We start from the raw sequence: 17956 nt of genomic DNA on the forward strand, positions 1-17956 counted from the left end.
GTTGCCGTGCGGACGGTTGCCACCTCGTTGGCTGCCGCGTGGACGGTTGCCACCTCGCTGGTTGCCGTGCGGCCGGTTGTCACATGGCCGGTTTCGCTATTCCGCGGCGCCCTACGGGCCGGCTCTTCCGGAGGGCTCGGCGCCGCGCGGACCGATCGGGTTCGCCCCGGTCCCGTACGGTGTCACGCCATGCGCTCCGGCCTCGCTCGTCTCCAGCCGGTTCGTCTCCACCCGGTTCGTCTCCAATCGGTTCGTCTCCACCTTGTTCGTTGCGGCCCCGTGCGCTTCCGTCTCGTCCGCCCCAACCGACCCGTGAAGGGATCTCCCTGCCATGACCATCCGCGTGATGCTTGTCGACGACCAGGTGCTGCTGCGCACCGGCTTCCGGATGGTGCTGGCCGCACAACCCGACATGGAGGTCGTCGCCGAGGCGGGCGACGGGGCGCAGGCCCTGGAGGTGCTGCGGACCGCCGAGGTGGACGTGATCCTCATGGACGTCCGGATGCCGCACCTCGACGGTGTCGAGGCCACCCGCCGGATCTGCGGGGGTGGACAGCCGGAGGGCGCCCCGAAGGTCCTCATCCTGACCACCTTCGACCTGGACGAGTACGCCTTCTCCGCGCTGAAGGCCGGGGCCAGCGGCTTCATGCTCAAGGACGTGCCGCCGAACGAACTCCTCGCCGCGATCCGCGCGGTGCACAGCGGGGACGCGGTCGTCGCGCCGTCCACCACCCGCCGCCTCCTGGACCGCTTCACGCCGATGCTGCCCGCCACCTCCGGTGAGCCCGCGCGGCCCGAGTTGGGGCGGCTGACCGACCGTGAGCGGGAGGTGCTGCTGTTGGTCGCGCAGGGGCTGTCGAACGGTGAGATCGCGGCGCGGCTGGTGCTGTCCGAGGCCACGGTCAAGACCCATGTGGGCCGGATCCTGACGAAGTTGAGTCTGCGGGACCGGGTGCAGGCGGTGGTGCTGGCGTATGAGACGGGGCTGGTCCGGGCCGGGGGCGCCGGAGCGTAGCGGGGCCGACCGGGTCGGTCGTGCCACGGGATCGGCCCGGTCCGTGCGCTGGGAGCGATGGCCGATACGTGCATTGACGCGGACACGTAAACAAGAGCAGATTGGCGCGCGGTAAGGAAACTTTCCTAACAGAAGGGTTCCCCGTGCGCAGAAGCATGCTTGCCCTCGCCACCGGCTCCGGCGCCGCACTCCTCGCCGCCGCGGCGCTTCCCGCCACCGCCCAGCCGGCCGCCCACCGCGCCGCGCCGCACACCGCCCTTCAGGAAGGCTCGGTCTCCGCGGCCCAACTGCTCGCCAGGTTCAAGGACTGTACGCAGCTGTCGAACGGCAAATACAGCACCGACGAGGGGACCCCGGCCACCGTCCCGGTCTGCGGCAAGAACGGCGCCGTCTTCTGGAAGGCCGACATGGACGTCGACTGCGACGGGCAGACCACCGCGCAGTGCAACGCCGACACCGACCCCTGGTTCCAGGACGACACCGCGTTCCCCCAGTCCGACGGCAAGCCCCTCAACGCCGCGAAGCTGCCCTACGTCGTGGTGCCCAGCGTCAGCGGCATCTGGAACTACCAGTCCGCGGGAATCAAGGGTGGCGGCGTGGTCGCCATCATCTACAACAACCAGGTCGAGTACGCCGTCGTCGGCGACACCGGCCCCAACAAGATCATCGGGGAGGCGTCCTACGCGGCCGCGAAGGGGCTGGGCATCGACCCCAACCCGGAGACCGGCGGCGCGGATTCGGGCGTCACCTACGTGCTGTTCAAGAACTCCCAGGCATCGCCCATCGAGAGCCACGCCGACGCGGTCAGCCGCGGCGACGCCCTGGCGAAGAAGTTCCTACAGGAGAACTGACTGGGGGAGGGGGCGAGGCGCGAGGTGGTGAGGGGGAGGCCGTGAGGGGGCGGTGGGGGGAGGGGTGGCTGGGTTTGGGGTCTGGGGAGAGTGGTGGTGGGTGGTGGGCGGTGAGCCGGAACGGTTGTCCGCTCCGCGCCCCGTCCGGCCTGCCGTCAACGGCGTCTGCTCAGCGCGGTACGCGCTCTTAGCGCAGTACGCCCTCAAGGAAGTCGCTGCCCAGCCGGGCCACCACCTGGAGGTCCAGCTGGTGCAGGACGTAACGCCCGCGGCGCCGGGTCTGTAGCAGTCCCGCCTTCTTCAGTACCGCGATGTGCCGTGACACCTCCGGTGCCGTGATGCCGAACGTGGTCGCCAGCTCCCCCGTCGTGTGCGGACCCCGCGACAGGGTGCGGCACAGCCGCATCCGCATCGGGTGACCGAGCGCCTCCAGCCGCTGCTGGACGAGTTCCAGCGTGGCGGGGGCCGGCAACTCCGGGCTGGCAACCGGGTATTGGAGCACCGGGCGCCAGCCGGGAGCGTGGCTGAATAGCAGATGCGGCCAGCCGAACGACGTCGGAAGGAAGGTGACGCCGGGATCGGCGGGGTCGGCGAACCCCGTCGTACGGCCACTGGCCAGCTTGTCGACCAGGATGCGGGTGGTGCCGCTGCCGTCCTGGGCCTCGTCCAGCCGCAGCGCCAGCGAGGTCGCGGTCAGCGTTTCGGCGAGGCCCTTGCGGCGCAGCAGCTCGGTCTTGTGTCGGGCGTCGGCGGCCAGTTGGATGCTCACCCGCCGCCAGATGTCCCCGAAGAACGCGTCCTCGCAGTCCTCGAAGAGACGGCGCAGCCACACCCGCAGGCCGTCGGGGTCGGTCAGCATCCGGTCCGTGAACGCCGCCTGTCGCGGGCCGCGGGCCGCCGCCATCTCCCGTACGCGCGCCCGCTCGCCCTCGTCGACCAGGGGCGACGGCGTGGGCCGGGTGTACTTGGGCGAGCAGCTGATCTCGAAGGCGGCGGCCACGAACCGCTCGTCGTCGATCTTGTCCAGCTCGTCCAGTTCCTCGGCCAGCGTCGCTCCGGGGCGGGTGGGCAGCAGGATGTCGGAGCGGGCGGACCGCCACAGGAAGTCCGCCTCGCACAGCCGGTCCGCCAGGTCGGTCTTCAGTCCGGCGTTGGTCGCGGTGACCCAGCCGTGCAGCCCGGGGTGGTGACCCGGCTCGGACAGCGCGTGCAGCGCCGCACCCAACTCGGCCAGCGGAGAGGGCGCGAAGACGACGCGTTCCAGCGGCAGCCCGGTGATGTCGATGACGTTGGACATGTGTCCATCATGCGTGAGGCCGTGACCTGCAACGTCGTCGATTGACGGCTCTCGTCAATCGACGCGCCAGGGGACGCCCGGCCGTCCCACAGTGAGAGCCATGGACACCACGCAGCAGCACCTCCTCGACAGCTACCGTGCCGCCCAGCGAGGCGAGGCCGTCCCGCCCGCACCGGGTGAGGCCACCGTCCGCACCGCCAGGGAGATCCAGCAGTGGCATCGCTTCCAGGCCGTGGTCACGGATCCCGCGGAACGCTGGTGGGGGCGCGACGGGCGGCTCCTACGCGGGGCCGCGGCCCTGCTGGCCCGCCGCGCCCGGCCCCTGGACGGCCACACCGCCGCACCGACCTGGCCCCGCCCCGGACAGCTGCCAGCCGAGCGCGCTGGCAGCCACCACGTGGGCGCGAACCGTGCCGCAACCGCCCTCGCGGAACCGTGCAACGCCGGTCCGAGCGACGCCTGAGCGGACCATGAGGGAACGGGCCATGCGGGGCCATGCGGGAACGGCCATGCGATAGCGGGAATGATGCGCCGTCGCCGTCACACGGATCGATGAGCCGTTGCCGTCACCGGGATCGATGCGCCGTAGCCGTCACGGCAACGATGAGCCGCAGTCGCAGCCGCAGCCGTAGCCGCACCCGTCACCCGTCGATGCGTCGGATGAAGTCGCCCACCGCCGTGCGTATCTCCTCCGCTGTCCACTCCAGTGCGGGGGACGCGACCGTCACCTCCGTCATTGCCACGCCGGGCGGTCCGGCCGAGCCGGGCTCGTACCACTTGCGGAACAGCGTCGTCCTGGTTTCCTCCGCCTGGCGGGTGCCGGCTTCGGTCAGGACCTCCGGTGGGTGCGGCAGCCATACCTGGAATTCATGGGTGTGCGGCTCTTCGGGGTGTACCCGGAACCAGGGCACGCCGGCCTCCGCCAGGCCCTCCCGCAAGGCCCGGGCGACGACCTTGGCCTGCGCGACGTACGCCGGTAGTCGGGGCAGTTCGCGGTCCAGTCCGGCCAGGGCGGCGAGTGCGGTCGGCCACTGCTGGAACAACTGGCCGCCGTAGCGGTGCCGCCAGGCGCGGGCCTCCGCGACGAACTCCTCGGTGCCCGCCAGGGCGGCGCCCGCTATGCCGTCCAGCGACTTGTAGAAGGAGACGTAGACGCTGTCCGCGAGGGCGGCGATCTCCGGGAGCGACCTGCCGAAGTGCGGAGCGGACTCCCACAGCCGGGCGCCGTCGAAGTGCACCACCGCGTCCAGGTCCCGCGCCGCGGCGACCACCGACTCCAGCTCCTCCCAGCTGGGGAGGACGTATCCGGCGTCCCGCAGCGGGAGTTCGAGGGCGAGGGTGCCGAACGGCTCCTGGAGGTCGTAGATCTCGTCGGCCGTCGGTAGGCGCGGGGCGCTCGTCGGATGCACCATGCGCAGCCCGCTGACCACCGCATAGGCATCGCGCTCATGGACCTCCAGGTGGGACAGCGGGTGGCCGGCGACCGTCGCATTGCCCGTGCGGCCTGCCCAGCAGCGCAGCGCCACCTGCTGCGCCATCGTGCCGGTCGGGAAGAACACGGCGGCCGCGGTGCCCAGGGCGTCGGCGGTCCGGCGCTCCAGCTCGCCGATGATGCTGTTGTCGTCGCCGTAGACGTCCGTCCAGTCGTCGAGGTCGTATACGCCGGGGGCGTCGGCCGTCAGGCGGGCCAACCGCTCGGCGATCGTCTCCGGTGGGCGGGCGCCGGACAGCGTCCGCACCGAGCCGCGGTACGCGGCCAACCGCCGGGCCCGCTCGTCCACCGCGCCGTCCGGGCCGTCATCCGCCGCGGTCTCCACCGGGTCGTCCGTCGCCGTGGCCGCCGCGGGGCTGCTCCCCCTGTCGTCGACCACCGTCTCCGTCGCGGCCCCGGTCCTGCCTGCCGCAGCTGCTCCCGCGCTCCCGGTCGCCGTCCGCTCGTCGCCCCCGCCAGGGTGCTTCCCGTCCTCGACCGGTGGCTTCCCGGTCTCCGTCGTGTGCTTCCCGCCCTCGGTCATGGCCCCCGCCTTCGCTTCGTCCCGCGCCGTCCGCGCGTGGTGTCGGAACCGATCATCGCGCAGCCGCCGGCGCCGCCGCGAGCCCTGTGGATAACTCTCCGAACCGGTGCGGAGCAGAGGATTCCGGTTCTGCTCCGATGGTGCTCCGAGACCCTCGTCTCACCCTCTGTACGGCTCTCAGGCCGGCGGGAGGTACTCGCGTAGCATGGCGACGAATCGTCCGGTACCCCTCGCGGACTGGAACGGAAGGCCATCGCCCCGTGAATCCACACCCATCCATCGAGGCCCAGGACCGGCCCGCCCGGCTCACCGTCGGAGTCGTCGGGGCAGGTCGTGTCGGGCCCGCGCTCGCCGCTTCGCTCCAGCTCGCGGGGCATCGTCCGGTGGCCGTCTCGGGGGTCTCCGACACCTCCGTGCGGCGCGCCGCCGAACTGCTGCCCGGTGTCCCGCTGGTCACCCCGGCCGAGGTGCTCGCGCGTGCGGACCTCGTGCTACTCACCGTCCCCGATGACGCCCTGGCCGACCTGGTGAGCGGCCTCGCCGAGACCGGTGCCGTACGGCCGGGCCAACTGCTGGTGCACACCTCCGGGCGTTTCGGGACGGCGGTGCTGGACCCGGCCACCCGGGCCGGTGCGCTGCCGCTGGCGCTGCACCCGGCCATGACGTTCACCGGGACGTCCGTGGACGTGCAGCGCCTGGCCGGCTGCCCGTTCGGGGTGACCGCGCCGGAGGAGCTGCGGATGGCCGCGGAGGCACTGGTCATCGAGATGGGCGGGGAGCCCGAGTGGATCGCCGAATCCGCCCGCCCGCTCTACCACGCAGCGCTCGCCATCGGCGCGAACTACCTGGTCACCCTGGTGGCGCAGGCCATGGAGCTACTGGAGAAGGCCGGGGTGCGGGCCCCGGACCGGATGCTCGGTCCGCTGCTCGGCGCGGCCCTGGACAACGCGCTTCGGTCCGGTGACGCCGCCCTGACGGGCCCGGTCGCCCGAGGGGACGCCGGGACCGTGGCGGCCCACGTGGCGGAGTTGCGCAAGCACGCCCCGCAGGCCGTCGCCGGCTATCTGGCCATGGCCCGTACGACCGCCGACCGGGCGCTGGCGCACGGCCTGCTCAAGCCGGAGCTGGCCGAGGAGTTGCTGGATGTGCTCGCGGGGCCGGCCGCCGACGGTGGTGCCGCCGGCCCGGCCGCGTCCTCCGGAGGGCAGACGCCCTCCGACGGGCCAGCGAGCGAGCGGGACGGCGACCGGCCCACCGGCCACAACGGCGACGAGCCCACCGGCCCCGCACCCACCGGCCCCGAGCCGACCGACACAAGACCGCCCCGCCCCCCTTCCCCTGGTTCCCCTGGTTCTGAGTCCCCTGATTCCGAATCCCCCGAGCCCGGCCCCCACGGAGGCGACTCATGACCTCCTCGCCCGTCAGCCCGACCCCGGACGCCGCCCGACCGGCGCCGGGACCCCGGCTCGTGCACACCGCCGCGGCGCTGCGCGCGCTGCCGCGGCACAGCGGCGTACGGGCCGTTGTCATGACCATGGGCGCGTTGCACGAGGGGCACGCCGCCCTGATCCGGGCCGCTCGGGAACGGGTGGGGCCGCAGGGTCAGGTCGTGGTCACGGTGTTCGTCAACCCGCTGCAGTTCGGGGCGGGCGAAGATCTCGACCGCTACCCGCGGACCGTGGACGACGACGTGCTGCTGGCCGCCCGGGCGGGCGCGGACGCCGTCTTCGCGCCGTCGGCCGACGAGGTCTACCCGGGCGGAGAACCGCAGATCCGTATTTCCGCCGGCCCGATGGGCGCCGTCCTGGAGGGCGCCAGCCGCCCCGGGCACTTCGACGGGGTGCTCACCGTCGTCGCCAAGCTGCTCCATCTGACAGCGCCGGACCTGGCGTTCTTCGGGGAGAAGGACGCCCAACAGCTCGCCGTCATCCGGCGGATGGCCGCCGACCTGAATTTCCCGGTCGAGATCGTCGGCGTCCCGACGGTCCGGGAGGCCGACGGGCTGGCCCGCTCCAGCCGCAACCGCTACCTGTCCGGCCCGGAACGGCGCACCGCGCTCGCGCTGTCCGCGGCGCTCTTCGCCGCCCGCGACCGGCTCACCGCCGAGGAGGCACTGCGCGCCCGCGCCGCCTCCGCCGGGTACCCCGGGCAGGACCGTTCCGCGGCGCTGGCCGCCCTCGGGGAGGACCGGGCGGCCGCCGACGCGCACGCCGTCGCCTACGCCGCGGGCCCGCTGCACGGCCCGTCCGTGGCCTGCGCCGCGGCCGGCACGGTGCTGGAGGACGCCGCCCACCTGGACCCGCCGCTCCACCTGGACTACCTGGCCCTGATCGACCCCCGCGACTTCACCGAGGTCCCCGACGGGTACGAGGGCGAGGCGATCCTCGCGGTGGCCGCCAAGGTGGGCACCACCCGGCTCATCGACAACATCCGGCTCGTCTTCGCGGCGAGCGGGGCCCCGTATCCGCCCGCCGCCCCAGAGCGGCACGCCGGCTCCCCGGAGGAGCCCGCACCCGGGCCGGCCTCCGGAGCCCCGAGGAAATCCAGGAAGTCCACTCCACCCCAAGGCCCCCTCGGAGCGACCCGATGACCGCTACCGGAACCGCCGCCGCCCCCACCGGCATACGTCTCACCGCCCCCGCCCCCGGCTGGTCCATCACGGCGGACGTCGTCGTGGTGGGCTCCGGCGTCGCCGGGCTGACCGCCGCGCTGCGCTGCGCCGCCGCCGGCCGCCGGACCGTCGTCGTCACCAAAGCCCAGCTCGACGACGGCTCCACCCGTTGGGCGCAAGGGGGGATCGCCGCGGCCCTGGGGGACGGCGACAGCCCCGAGCAGCACCTGGCCGACACTCTCGTCGCGGGCGCCGGCCTGTGCGACGAGGAGGCCGTGCGGATGCTGGTGACCGAGGGCCCGGACGCCGTCCACCGGCTGATCGCTGCCGGCGCCCGTTTCGACACCGCCCCCGGGAGCGACGAGATCGCGCTCACCAGGGAGGGCGGCCACCACCGCCGCCGGATCGCGCACGCCGGCGGCGACGCCACCGGGGCGGAGATCTCCCGCGCGCTGGTCGCCGCGGTCCGCGCCGCGGGGCTGCGCAGCATCGAGAACGCGCTGGTCCTCGACCTCCTCACGGACGCCGAGGGCCGGACCGCCGGCGTCACCCTGCACGTCATGGGGGAGGGCCAGCACGACGGCGTCGGTGCAGTACACGCGCCGGCGGTGGTGCTCGCCACCGGGGGCATGGGCCAGGTGTTCTCCGCGACCACCAACCCGGCCGTGTCCACCGGCGACGGGGTGGCCCTGGCACTGCGCGCCGGTGCCGAGGTCTCGGACCTCGAATTCGTCCAGTTCCACCCGACCGTGCTCTATCTGGGACCGGAAGCGGAGGGCCAACAGCCGCTGATCTCCGAGGCGGTACGGGGCGAGGGCGCCTATCTGGTCGACGCCGACGGCACTCGCTTCATGGTCGGACAGCACGAACTCGCCGAGCTGGCCCCGCGCGACATCGTGGCCAAGGCGATCACGCGCCGAGCCCAGGAGCAGGGCGCCGAGCACATGTACCTGGACGCCCGCCACTTCGGCGCCGAGATGTGGGAGCACCGCTTCCCGACCATCCTGGCCGCCTGCCGCGCCCACGGCATCGACCCGGTCACCGAGCCGATCCCGGTCGCCCCGGCCGCCCACTACGCCTCCGGCGGCGTCCGCACCGACCTGTACGGCCGGACCACCGTGCCCGGCCTGTACGCGTGCGGCGAGGTGGCCTGCACCGGCGTGCACGGTGCCAACCGGCTGGCCTCCAACTCCCTGCTGGAGGGCCTGGTGTTCGCGGAGCGGATCGCCGCGGACATCGTCGCCAACGGGACGACGGCCCCGGCCGCCGCCCCCGTGGAGGCCCGCGCCCCGCTGCCCCTCCTGGTGCCCGAGGCCCGCACCGCCGTCCAGCGGATCATGACCGCCGGTGCCGGTGTGCTGCGCAGCGCGGCCAGCCTCGCCCGGGCCGCCGACGACCTCGACCACCTGCAACGGGAGGCCGCCGAGGCGGCCGTGGAGCCCGTCGCCGCCTCCGCCAAGGCCCCCGAGCCCGGTGTGGAGGCATGGGAGGTCACCAACCTGCTGTGCGTCGCCCGGGTCCTGGTCGCCGCCGCGCGGCGCCGCGAGGAGACCCGCGGCTGCCATTGGCGCGAGGACCACCCGGACCGCGACGATGCCTCCTGGCGCCGGCACTTCCGCATCACCCTCGGTGCCGACCGCACCCTGAGCATCCATACGACACAGACCGCCGGCTTCCCGTCGACCGTCGGTCCCACCCCTCAGTCCGCCCTCACTCCCGATACGGAGCCCACCCCGTGAGCAGCACCCCCGGCACCCCCGGTGACCTCCCCCTCCTCCAGATCGGTCGGCCCGGCGCCGCCCCCGCCGGCGGAGGCTGCGGCGACGCCTGCGGGTGCGCCGGCGGCGACGACGCCTACGAGCTGGACCCGCTGACCTGCGGGTTGGACCCGGACCTGGCCGCGCTCCTGGTGGACGCCGGGCTCGACCCCGTCCAGGTGGAGGACATCGCGCACATGGCCATCGAGGAGGACCTCGACCAGGGCGTGGACGTGACCACCGTGGCGACCGTCCCCGAAGACGCCGTCGCCACCGGGGACTTCACGGCCCGTGAGGACGGCACGATCGCCGGGCTGCGGATCGCCGAGGCGGTGCTGTCCGTCGTGTGCACCGACGAGTTCGCGGTCGAGCGGCACGTGGAGGACGGCGCGCGGGTCGTGGCCGGGCAGAAGCTGCTGTCCGTCACCACGCGGACCCGTGACCTGCTCACCGCCGAGCGCAGCGCGCTGAACCTGCTGGGCCGACTGTCCGGTATCGCCACCCTGACCCGCGCCTGGGCGGACGTCCTCGAAGGCACCGGGGCCAAGGTCCGCGACACCCGTAAGACGACGCCGGGCCTGCGCGCCCTGGAGAAGTACGCGGTGCGCTGCGGCGGTGGCGTCAACCACCGGATGTCGCTGTCCGACGCGGCGCTCATCAAGGACAACCACGTCGTGGCGGCGGGCGGCGTCGCGGAGGCGTTCACGGCCGTGCGGGACGAGTTCCCCGGGGTGCCGATCGAGGTGGAGGTCGACCGGCTCGACCAGATCCCGCCGATCCTCACCGAGGGCGCCGACCTGATCCTGCTGGACAACTTCACGCCGGAGCAGACCCGGGAGGCCGTGGAGCTGGTAGCCGGCCGCGCGATCCTGGAGTCCTCGGGCCGACTCACCCTCGACAACGCCCGCGGGTACGCGGAGACCGGCGTCGACTACCTGGCGGTGGGGGCGCTCACCCACTCCGCCCGGGTCCTCGACATCGGCCTGGACCTGCGTGAGGGCGACGACGCGACCGAGGCCGCGACCGCCGGTGCGCACGACGACGAGAGCCGCTGACCGCCATGCTGCTGACCATCGACGTGGGCAACACCCGCCCACCCGTCACCCCACCCACCACCCCAGGCGAGCCCTTCGTGCGTGACGTGAACCGGAGGCGGTGCGGACCATGCTGCTGACCATCGACGTGGGCAACACCCATACCGTGCTGGGCCTGTTCGACGGCGAGGAGATCGTCGAGCACTGGCGGATCTCCACCGACGCCCGGCGCACCGCCGATGAACTGGCGGTGCTCCTCCAGGGCCTGATGGGCATGCACCCGCTGCTCGGGGAAGACCTGGGCGACAACATCGAGGGCATCTCCATCTGCTCCACGGTCCCCTCGGTGCTCCACGAGCTGCGCGAGGTGACCCGCCGCTATTACGGGGACGTCCCCGCCGTCCTGGTGGAACCGGGCGTCAAGACGGGCGTGCCGATCCTCATGGACAACCCCAAGGAGGTCGGAGCCGACCGGATCATCAACGCGCTGGCGGCCGTTGAGCTCTACGGCGGCCCCGCGGTGGTCGTCGACTTCGGTACGGCCACCACCTTCGACGCGGTCAGTGCGCGCGGCGAGTACGTGGGCGGTGTGATCGCCCCCGGCATCGAGATCTCCGTGGACGCGCTGGGCGTCAAGGGCGCCCAGCTCCGCAAGATCGAGCTGGCCCGGCCGCGCAGCGTCATCGGGAAGAACACCGTCGAGGCGATGCAGTCCGGCATCCTCTACGGCTTCGCGGGCCAGGTGGACGGCGTGGTGCAGCGGATGGCCCGGGAGCTGGCCGACGACCCGGACGACGTGACGGTGATCGCCACCGGCGGGCTGGCACCGATGGTGCTCGGCGAGTCCTCGGTGATCGACGAGCACGAGCCCTGGCTGACCCTCATCGGCCTGCGGCTGGTGTACGAGCGCAACGTCGGGCGGCTGTAACGAGGGCGGCGGCAGGGGCGCGGCCGGTTCCGCGCTGGCGCGGCCGTGTGACGCGCGCGCCGCTGCCGCGCCACCGAATGCAAATTAAGAGGCTTTTGTCCGAATTAGTCGTAAAGTCGCGGCATGCCAATGCCATACGGATCCCGCGGCGGCATGGCCTTCGGCGCCGATGAGTTGCGTGTACTCCGTCGCGCCCTCGCCCATGCCCTCCAGACGACCTCTCCCGCCGTGCCCCTGGGCGCTCCCGGCCCGGACCGGTCACAGGACGTCCAGGAATACCTCCGGCTGGCCGAGGCGGTGGACGAAGCGGTCCGCGAAGGCGCCCGCCTGCGCGCCTTCCTGCTCGCCGACCTCGCCCGCTACCGCGACGCCCTGCCCGGTGCCGCCACCGGCTACCTCACGCGGCTCCAGGAGGTGCTGACGGCCGGCCATGTCCCCGGCCCCGACGACCTCGCCGCACTGCGCTCGCTGCTCGTCCGGCCCGCCGCCGAGGCCGAGCGCAAACGCCGCAGCGCCCTGCTCCGGCACTGCGAGCGGCTGGCCGAACAATCCGTACGGACGCGACTGCGCGCGCTGCCGGGCGGGCGCTCAGGCGCTTCCCCGGACGCCCTGCCGAGCGGTCGCACCGGCGGCCGTTCGCGCCCTTCCGGCCTGGTGTCCCGGAGCGGGGCGGCCTCCCGGCTGGACTCCGGGGCGGACCCGAAGCAGGACCCCCAACAGGAGCCGCGCCCGACACCCCGCCGGGAGCCGCCCCAGCCCGCACCGGGTCCCAAGGCGCCGCGGCCCGACCGCCCCATCCCGACTCCAGGTGAGGTGTTCCCGCCCCGCCGCAAGCCCGCCCCGCCCCCGGAGACCCGCACCGCTTGAGCGCTGCGTACTCTGGCTGGGTACTGTCGCGGGCTTACGCCTTGAAGGAGGCCCATGCCATGGATTACGTCGCTGCGCTGCTCCCGCCCGTAGTGATGGCCATCGCCTTCACCTGCCTGATCGTCACGATGATCAAGAGTCAGGGCGGTCAGAACAAGTCGAAGGAGGACGCGGCCGTCGACGAGGCGTTCGCCCGCGCCGAAGCCGCCGGGCAGGAGCCCAAGGCGTTCAGCGCCTGAACTGCCGCTATTTCCGGCGGACCGCTTGCTCAGTACGGCCCGGGATTGACCGTCCCGGGCCGTACTTCCTTTTTCCGGACCAAACGCAACGAGATCAACCGGCATTCGCGACATCTCCCACTATTCTTCTTGTGTGCCGAGACGCTTGGGTGATCTGGAAGACGCGGTGATGACGCGGGTCTGGGAGTGGAACCGCCCAGTCACCGTTCGAGAAGTTCTGGAGGATCTCCAGAAGGAACGGTCGATCGCCTACACCACCGTCATGACCGTATTGGACAACCTCCATCAGAAGGGCTGGGTGCGCCGCGAAGCCGAAGGCCGCGCCTATCGATATGAGGCGGTCTCCACTCGCGCCGCCTACTCGGCCGCACTGATGAACGAAGCGTGGTCCGCCAGTGACAACCCCGCGGCCGCACTAGTGGCCTTCTTCGGCATGATGTCGCCGGAACAACGGCACGCACTCCGCGATGCCGTACGGATGGTGCAGGTCGACGATCGACCGGTAGCCGAGGAAGAACAGGTGGCGGCCCCGGAACACTCGGGGGAACAGGCCCGGGAAGAAGAGCCGCAAGCCGCGGATGAAGCGCCGGCCGGCGAAGGAGATGAACCCGGAGCGGGGCCCGGCAGCAAGGGGCGATAGCGTCCGGGCATGCCAGCGCATTCAAAAGGGCTCACCGTCCGCCGTGCCCGGACCAGCGATGTACCGGCCGTACGCCGCCTCATCGACGCCTACTCGCGCGACGGGATCCTGCTCGACAAACCCACCGTCACGCTTTACGAGGACATCCAGGAGTTCTGGGTGGCCGAGCGGGACGAAGACGCCGAGGTCGTCGGCTGTGGCGCACTGCACGTCATGTGGGAGGACCTGGCAGAGGTCCGCACCCTGGCAGTGGACCGGACGCAGCGGGGTACCGGGGTCGGCCATCAAGTCCTGGACAAGTTGCTGGCTACCGCCCGGTGGCTGGGAGTGCGGCGAATTTTCTGCCTCACCTTCGAAGTCGACTTCTTCGTCAAGCACGGCTTCGTGGAGATCGGCGAGACTCCCGTAGACGGGGATGTCTACAGCGAACTGCTGCGTTCCTATGACGAAGGCGTTGCGGAGTTCCTCGGCCTCGAACGAGTGAAGCCCAACACCCTGGGCAACAGTCGCATGCTTCTGCACCTGTGATCAGCGTTCTATGTCCGAATCGCTCCCCTATCTCATGGCTACGGAAGCATGCGTTCCCCGGTCGGTGGGCAAGTGAACCCTACCCAAGGGTTTGTGTTTTTCCCGGAAAAGCGGTTTGCTTTCCGTCGTAATCCACATTCGATGAAAGGGAATCCTGGTGGCACAGAAGGTTCAGGTTCTTCTTGTCGACGACCTCGACGGTGGCGAAGCCAACGAGACCGTGACGTTCGCTCTCGACGGTAAGTCCTACGAGATCGACCTCTCCGACGCCAACGCGGACAAGCTGCGCGAGTCGCTTGCCGACTTCGTGAAGGCCGGCCGCAAGACCGGTGGCCGTTCTGGCGGTCGCGGCAAGGCCCGTGCGGCGGCTGCCGGCTCTCCGGACACCGCGAAGATCCGCGCCTGGGCGAAGGAGAACGGCTACAACGTGAATGACCGTGGCCGAGTCCCCGCCGACATTCGTGAGGCATTCGAGAAGGCCAACGGCTGATCGCCGTAAGGGCGATCCGATTGGCCATTACCAGCACGCACCAACCGGGCCCGGTGGCACTCCGTTGCCGCCGCGCTCACGAGCCGTACGAGGTCGGGGGCGCCCCCAACGTCCCCGATTCCTGTCCCGATCCCCGTGGTGGGCAGGGAATCCTCCGCCTCGTATCCGGGCCGGGGAGGCCGCACCCACCCCGCGGCCTCCCGCGCGCCGCAGCCGCCTGATGCGCGGCCCTGTGAGGGGAGCGCCGGTGCGGGCATCCGCCCCCCGGCCCCACGTGCGGTGAGATCCGCCGCGAGGGTGCCCCACTCCAGCCATTCCAGGATTCCCGGAAGCTCCTCCGCGCCGCCGGGCGCGATGAGCAGGAGCAGTTTCGGCCGATCCTGCGCTGTCTTCCCGCCCCGTCCGGGCCGCAGCAGCGCTACCGGGCCGGTGCGCGCCACCCGCTTCAATACGGCGCCGCCCGCATCGGCGGGCATTTCCAGGACGTCGAAGCGCAGTCCTGTGAGCAGCTCCAGCGGCTCCGTGCCGGTCGTCGGCCAGCCCAGTTCCTCCTCGTACCACCGGCGGACGGTGGAGCGGGGGGAGCGGGGTCGCGGAAGCGCGCGGGCCATGTCCGGTGCAACTGCCGGCATCGGCGAAGGTTACGTTGCGTATATGGGTAGTTGCGTTGCGTGTAATGCCGCGGGGGGCATGGAAGCGCTGTGGGGTGTGCGGGTGTTCGCCCGTAGCGGAGGGGAAACACCCGCGCCGCATGGAGTGTCAGTAGCAGCGGGTAAGAAAGTCTCAGTGGGAAGAGACGCTGTGACCGGCGGGCTCAGCAGTTTGTCGGCACCTTTGGCCGGCGGTGAACGGTGTGTCGGCGAGGGGCGCGTTCGCCACGGGCGTAGTGGCGGCATGCGTATATGCCTGGCCTGCGGGAACATCGTCTCGCACCATCGAGTTGGAGCAGATGTCAGCTGTTCGGCAGTAAATTTCCCCGTCGGAGCGGGGTGATCCGGACGGGTGTCGGCAGTTGGAATGAGCTGTCCCGCCCTGCGGGACTAGCATGCGGAAGGACAGGGAGGGGACCGACCCCTAACTGCCTGACCGCTCTGAGGAGCGATTAACGATGTTCGAGAGGTTCACCGACCGTGCGCGGCGGGTTGTCGTCCTGGCTCAGGAAGAAGCCCGGATGCTCAACCACAACTACATCGGCACCGAACACATCCTCCTGGGTCTGATCCACGAGGGTGAGGGTGTCGCCGCTAAGGCCCTGGAGAGCCTCGGCATTTCGCTCGAGGCGGTCCGCCAGCAGGTGGAGGAGATCATCGGTCAGGGCCAGCAGGCCCCGTCCGGCCACATCCCCTTCACGCCCCGTGCCAAGAAGGTCCTGGAGCTGTCGCTCCGCGAGGCCCTCCAGCTCGGCCACAACTACATCGGTACCGAGCACATCCTGCTCGGCCTGATCCGCGAGGGCGAGGGCGTCGCCGCCCAGGTCCTCGTGAAGCTGGGCGCCGACCTGAACCGAGTGCGGCAGCAGGTCATCCAGCTGCTCTCCGGTTACCAGGGCAAGGAGGCCGCCACCGCCGGCGGTCCCGCCGAGGGCACGCCCTCGACCTCCCTCGTCCTGGACCAGTTCGGCCGCAACCTCACGCAGGCCGCCCGGGAAACCAAGCTCGACCCGGTCATCGGGCGCGAGAAGGAAATCGAGCGGGTCATGCAGGTGCTGTCCCGCCGCACCAAGAACAACCCGGTCCTCATCGGCGAGCCCGGCGTCGGCAAGACGGCGGTCGTCGAGGGACTGGCGCAGGCCATCGTCAAGGGCGAGGTGCCCGAGACCCTCAAGGACAAGCACCTCTACACCCTCGACCTGGGTGCCCTGGTCGCCGGCTCCCGCTACCGCGGTGACTTCGAAGAGCGCCTGAAGAAGGTCCTCAAGGAGATCCGCACCCGCGGCGACATCATCCTGTTCATCGACGAGCTGCACACCCTGGTCGGCGCGGGCGCCGCCGAGGGCGCCATCGACGCCGCGAGCATCCTCAAGCCGATGCTGGCGCGTGGCGAGCTGCAGACCATCGGTGCGACGACCCTGGACGAGTACCGCAAGCACCTGGAGAAGGACGCGGCCCTGGAGCGCCGCTTCCAGCCCATCCAGGTCGCCGAGCCGTCGCTGCCGCACACCATCGAGATCCTCAAGGGCCTGCGGGACCGCTACGAGGCGCACCACCGCGTGTCCATCACGGACTCCGCGCTGGTCGCCGCGGCCACCCTCGCCGACCGCTACATCTCCGACCGCTTCCTGCCGGACAAGGCGATCGACCTGATCGACGAGGCCGGCTCCCGGATGCGGATCCGCCGGATGACCGCGCCGCCGGACCTGCGCGAGTTCGACGAGAAGATCGCCGACGTCCGTCGCGAGAAGGAGTCCGCGATCGACTCGCAGGACTTCGAGATGGCCGCCGGCCTGCGCGACAAGGAGAAGCAGCTCCTGGCCGCGAAGGCGAAGCGGGAGAAGGAGTGGAAGGCCGGCGACATGGATGTCGTCGCCGAGGTGGACGAGGACCTGATCGCCGAGGTCCTGGCCACGGCCACGGGCATCCCGGTCTTCAAGCTCACCGAGGAGGAGTCCTCGCGGCTCCTGCGGATGGAAGACGAGCTGCACAAGCGCGTCATCGGCCAGAAGGACGCCATCAAGGCGCTCTCCCAGGCCATCCGCCGTACCCGTGCCGGCCTGAAGGACCCCAAGCGTCCCGGTGGCTCGTTCATCTTCGCCGGCCCGTCCGGTGTCGGTAAGACCGAGCTGTCCAAGACGCTCGCCGAGTTCCTCTTCGGCGACGAGGACGCGCTGATCTCCCTCGACATGTCGGAGTTCAGCGAGAAGCACACGGTCTCGCGGCTCTTCGGTTCGCCCCCCGGCTACGTGGGCTACGAAGAGGGCGGCCAGCTGACCGAGAAGGTCCGTCGCAAGCCGTTCTCCGTCGTCCTCTTCGACGAGGTCGAGAAGGCCCACCCGGACATCTTCAACTCGCTGCTGCAGATCCTGGAGGACGGTCGCCTGACCGACTCCCAGGGCCGGGTCGTGGACTTCAAGAACACGGTCATCATCATGACCACCAACCTCGGCACCCGGGACATCTCCAAGGGCTTCAACCTGGGCTTCGCCGCCCAGGGCGACGTCAAGACCGGCTACGAGCGGATGAAGAACAAGGTCAACGAAGAGCTCAAGCAGCACTTCCGGCCCGAGTTCCTCAACCGTGTCGATGACACCGTCGTCTTCCACCAGCTCACCGAGGAAGACATCATCCAGATCGTCGACCTCATGATCGACAAGGTGGACGAGCGGCTGAAGGACCGCGACATGGGCATCGAGCTCAGTGGCGAGGCCAAGTCGCTGCTGGCCAAGCGCGGGTACGACCCGGTGCTCGGCGCCCGTCCGCTGCGCCGCACGATCCAGCGCGAGATCGAGGACGCCCTCTCGGAGAAGATCCTCTTCAACGAGCTGCGTCCGGGCCACATCGTGGTCGTCGACGTGGAGGGCGAGGGCGAGTCCGCCAAGTTCACCTTCCGCGGCGAGGAGAAGTCGGCGGTGCCGAGTGCTCCGCCGGTGGAGTCCGCGACGGGTGGCTCGGGTCCCAACCTGAGCAAGGACGCGTAGTCCGTACCTGAGATACGGAGCCGCGATATACGCAGCCGCCCCGGAACCGT

General features: G+C 71.1%; 17 protein-coding genes. 14 read left to right on the top strand and 3 right to left on the bottom strand.

The genetic code is table 11. The annotated features are described in order from the left end of the window. Positions 1–331: 331 nt before the first annotated feature. Positions 332–1015: a response regulator gene (locus ACFVT2_RS28345; protein ID WP_390022389.1), complete on the top strand. Its 684-nt coding sequence runs from the start codon at positions 332–334 to the stop codon at positions 1013–1015. A 155-nt stretch (positions 1016–1170) separates the two neighbouring features. Next, positions 1171–1866: a glycoside hydrolase family 75 protein gene (locus tag ACFVT2_RS28350; protein WP_390022448.1), complete on the top strand. Its 696-nt coding sequence runs from the start codon at positions 1171–1173 to the stop codon at positions 1864–1866. A 187-nt stretch (positions 1867–2053) separates the two neighbouring features. Here ACFVT2_RS28350 and ACFVT2_RS28355 read toward each other — a convergent pair whose 3' ends face one another. Next, positions 2054–3163, bottom strand: a complete 1110-nt coding sequence (locus ACFVT2_RS28355) for a DUF5937 family protein (RefSeq protein ID WP_390022390.1) — start codon at positions 3161–3163, stop codon at positions 2054–2056. A 100-nt stretch (positions 3164–3263) separates the two neighbouring features. Here ACFVT2_RS28355 and ACFVT2_RS28360 point away from each other — a divergent pair, with 100 nt between their 5' ends. Then, positions 3264–3626, top strand: coding sequence for a hypothetical protein (locus tag ACFVT2_RS28360; protein ID WP_390022391.1), 363 nt, complete (start codon positions 3264–3266; stop codon positions 3624–3626). 178 nt (positions 3627–3804) lie between these two features. Here the strand turns inward: ACFVT2_RS28360 and ACFVT2_RS28365 are convergent, their stop codons facing one another. Continuing rightward, positions 3805–5178, bottom strand: a complete 1374-nt coding sequence (locus tag ACFVT2_RS28365) for a threonine aldolase family protein (protein ID WP_390022392.1) — start codon at positions 5176–5178, stop codon at positions 3805–3807. Positions 5179–5438: 260 nt separating this feature from the next. On the opposite strand from ACFVT2_RS28365, the gene ACFVT2_RS28370 reads away from it, so the two are divergent. From ACFVT2_RS28370 to ACFVT2_RS28415, 10 genes are all read left to right on the top strand, one after another. After that, on the top strand, positions 5439–6587 hold the full coding sequence (locus ACFVT2_RS28370; protein WP_390022393.1) for a Rossmann-like and DUF2520 domain-containing protein: 1149 nt from the start codon (positions 5439–5441) through the stop codon (positions 6585–6587). Beyond that, positions 6584–7768 (top strand): pantoate--beta-alanine ligase, encoded by a 1185-nt coding sequence (gene panC, locus ACFVT2_RS28375; RefSeq protein ID WP_390022394.1) that lies wholly within the window; start codon positions 6584–6586, stop codon positions 7766–7768. Before ACFVT2_RS28370 ends, panC begins: the two co-directional genes overlap by 4 nt. After that, entirely contained in the window at positions 7765–9528 is a 1764-nt protein-coding gene (locus ACFVT2_RS28380) for an L-aspartate oxidase (RefSeq protein ID WP_390022395.1), read from the top strand. Before panC ends, ACFVT2_RS28380 begins: the two co-directional genes overlap by 4 nt. Continuing rightward, positions 9525–10601: a carboxylating nicotinate-nucleotide diphosphorylase gene (gene nadC, locus ACFVT2_RS28385; RefSeq protein WP_390022396.1), complete on the top strand. Its 1077-nt coding sequence runs from the start codon at positions 9525–9527 to the stop codon at positions 10599–10601. Before ACFVT2_RS28380 ends, nadC begins: the two co-directional genes overlap by 4 nt. Positions 10602–10710: 109 nt before the next feature. Next, positions 10711–11508: a type III pantothenate kinase gene (locus tag ACFVT2_RS28390; RefSeq protein WP_018540416.1), complete on the top strand. Its 798-nt coding sequence runs from the start codon at positions 10711–10713 to the stop codon at positions 11506–11508. A gap of 153 nt (positions 11509–11661) precedes the next feature. Then, positions 11662–12375 carry a hypothetical protein gene (locus tag ACFVT2_RS28395; protein ID WP_390022450.1) on the top strand — a complete coding sequence of 238 codons (714 nt, stop codon included), beginning with the start codon at positions 11662–11664 and terminating at the stop codon, positions 12373–12375. Between the two features lie 59 nt (positions 12376–12434). Beyond that, entirely contained in the window at positions 12435–12614 is a 180-nt protein-coding gene (locus tag ACFVT2_RS28400) for a hypothetical protein (protein WP_390022397.1), read from the top strand. Between the two features lie 169 nt (positions 12615–12783). Beyond that, on the top strand, positions 12784–13254 hold the full coding sequence (locus ACFVT2_RS28405) for a BlaI/MecI/CopY family transcriptional regulator (protein ID WP_390022452.1): 471 nt from the start codon (positions 12784–12786) through the stop codon (positions 13252–13254). 9 nt (positions 13255–13263) lie between these two features. Continuing rightward, a complete protein-coding gene (locus ACFVT2_RS28410) occupies positions 13264–13782 on the top strand; it encodes an amino-acid N-acetyltransferase (protein ID WP_390022398.1) in 519 nt (172 codons plus the stop codon). Between the two features lie 157 nt (positions 13783–13939). Beyond that, positions 13940–14272 carry an Lsr2 family protein gene (locus tag ACFVT2_RS28415; RefSeq protein ID WP_390022399.1) on the top strand — a complete coding sequence of 111 codons (333 nt, stop codon included), beginning with the start codon at positions 13940–13942 and terminating at the stop codon, positions 14270–14272. Here ACFVT2_RS28415 and ACFVT2_RS28420 read toward each other — a convergent pair. After that, a complete protein-coding gene (locus ACFVT2_RS28420) occupies positions 14203–14883 on the bottom strand; it encodes an SCO3374 family protein (protein ID WP_390022454.1) in 681 nt (226 codons plus the stop codon). The genes ACFVT2_RS28415 and ACFVT2_RS28420 overlap by 70 nt on opposite strands. A 497-nt stretch (positions 14884–15380) precedes the next feature. Between ACFVT2_RS28420 and ACFVT2_RS28425 the strand changes: the two genes are divergently transcribed. Beyond that, positions 15381–17906: an ATP-dependent Clp protease ATP-binding subunit gene (locus ACFVT2_RS28425; RefSeq protein ID WP_390022401.1), complete on the top strand. Its 2526-nt coding sequence runs from the start codon at positions 15381–15383 to the stop codon at positions 17904–17906. The last annotated feature ends 50 nt before the right edge of the window (positions 17907–17956 follow it).

Source organism: Streptomyces sp. NPDC058000, from assembly GCF_042886435.1.
Classification (GTDB): Bacteria; Actinomycetota; Actinomycetes; order Streptomycetales; family Streptomycetaceae; genus Streptomyces.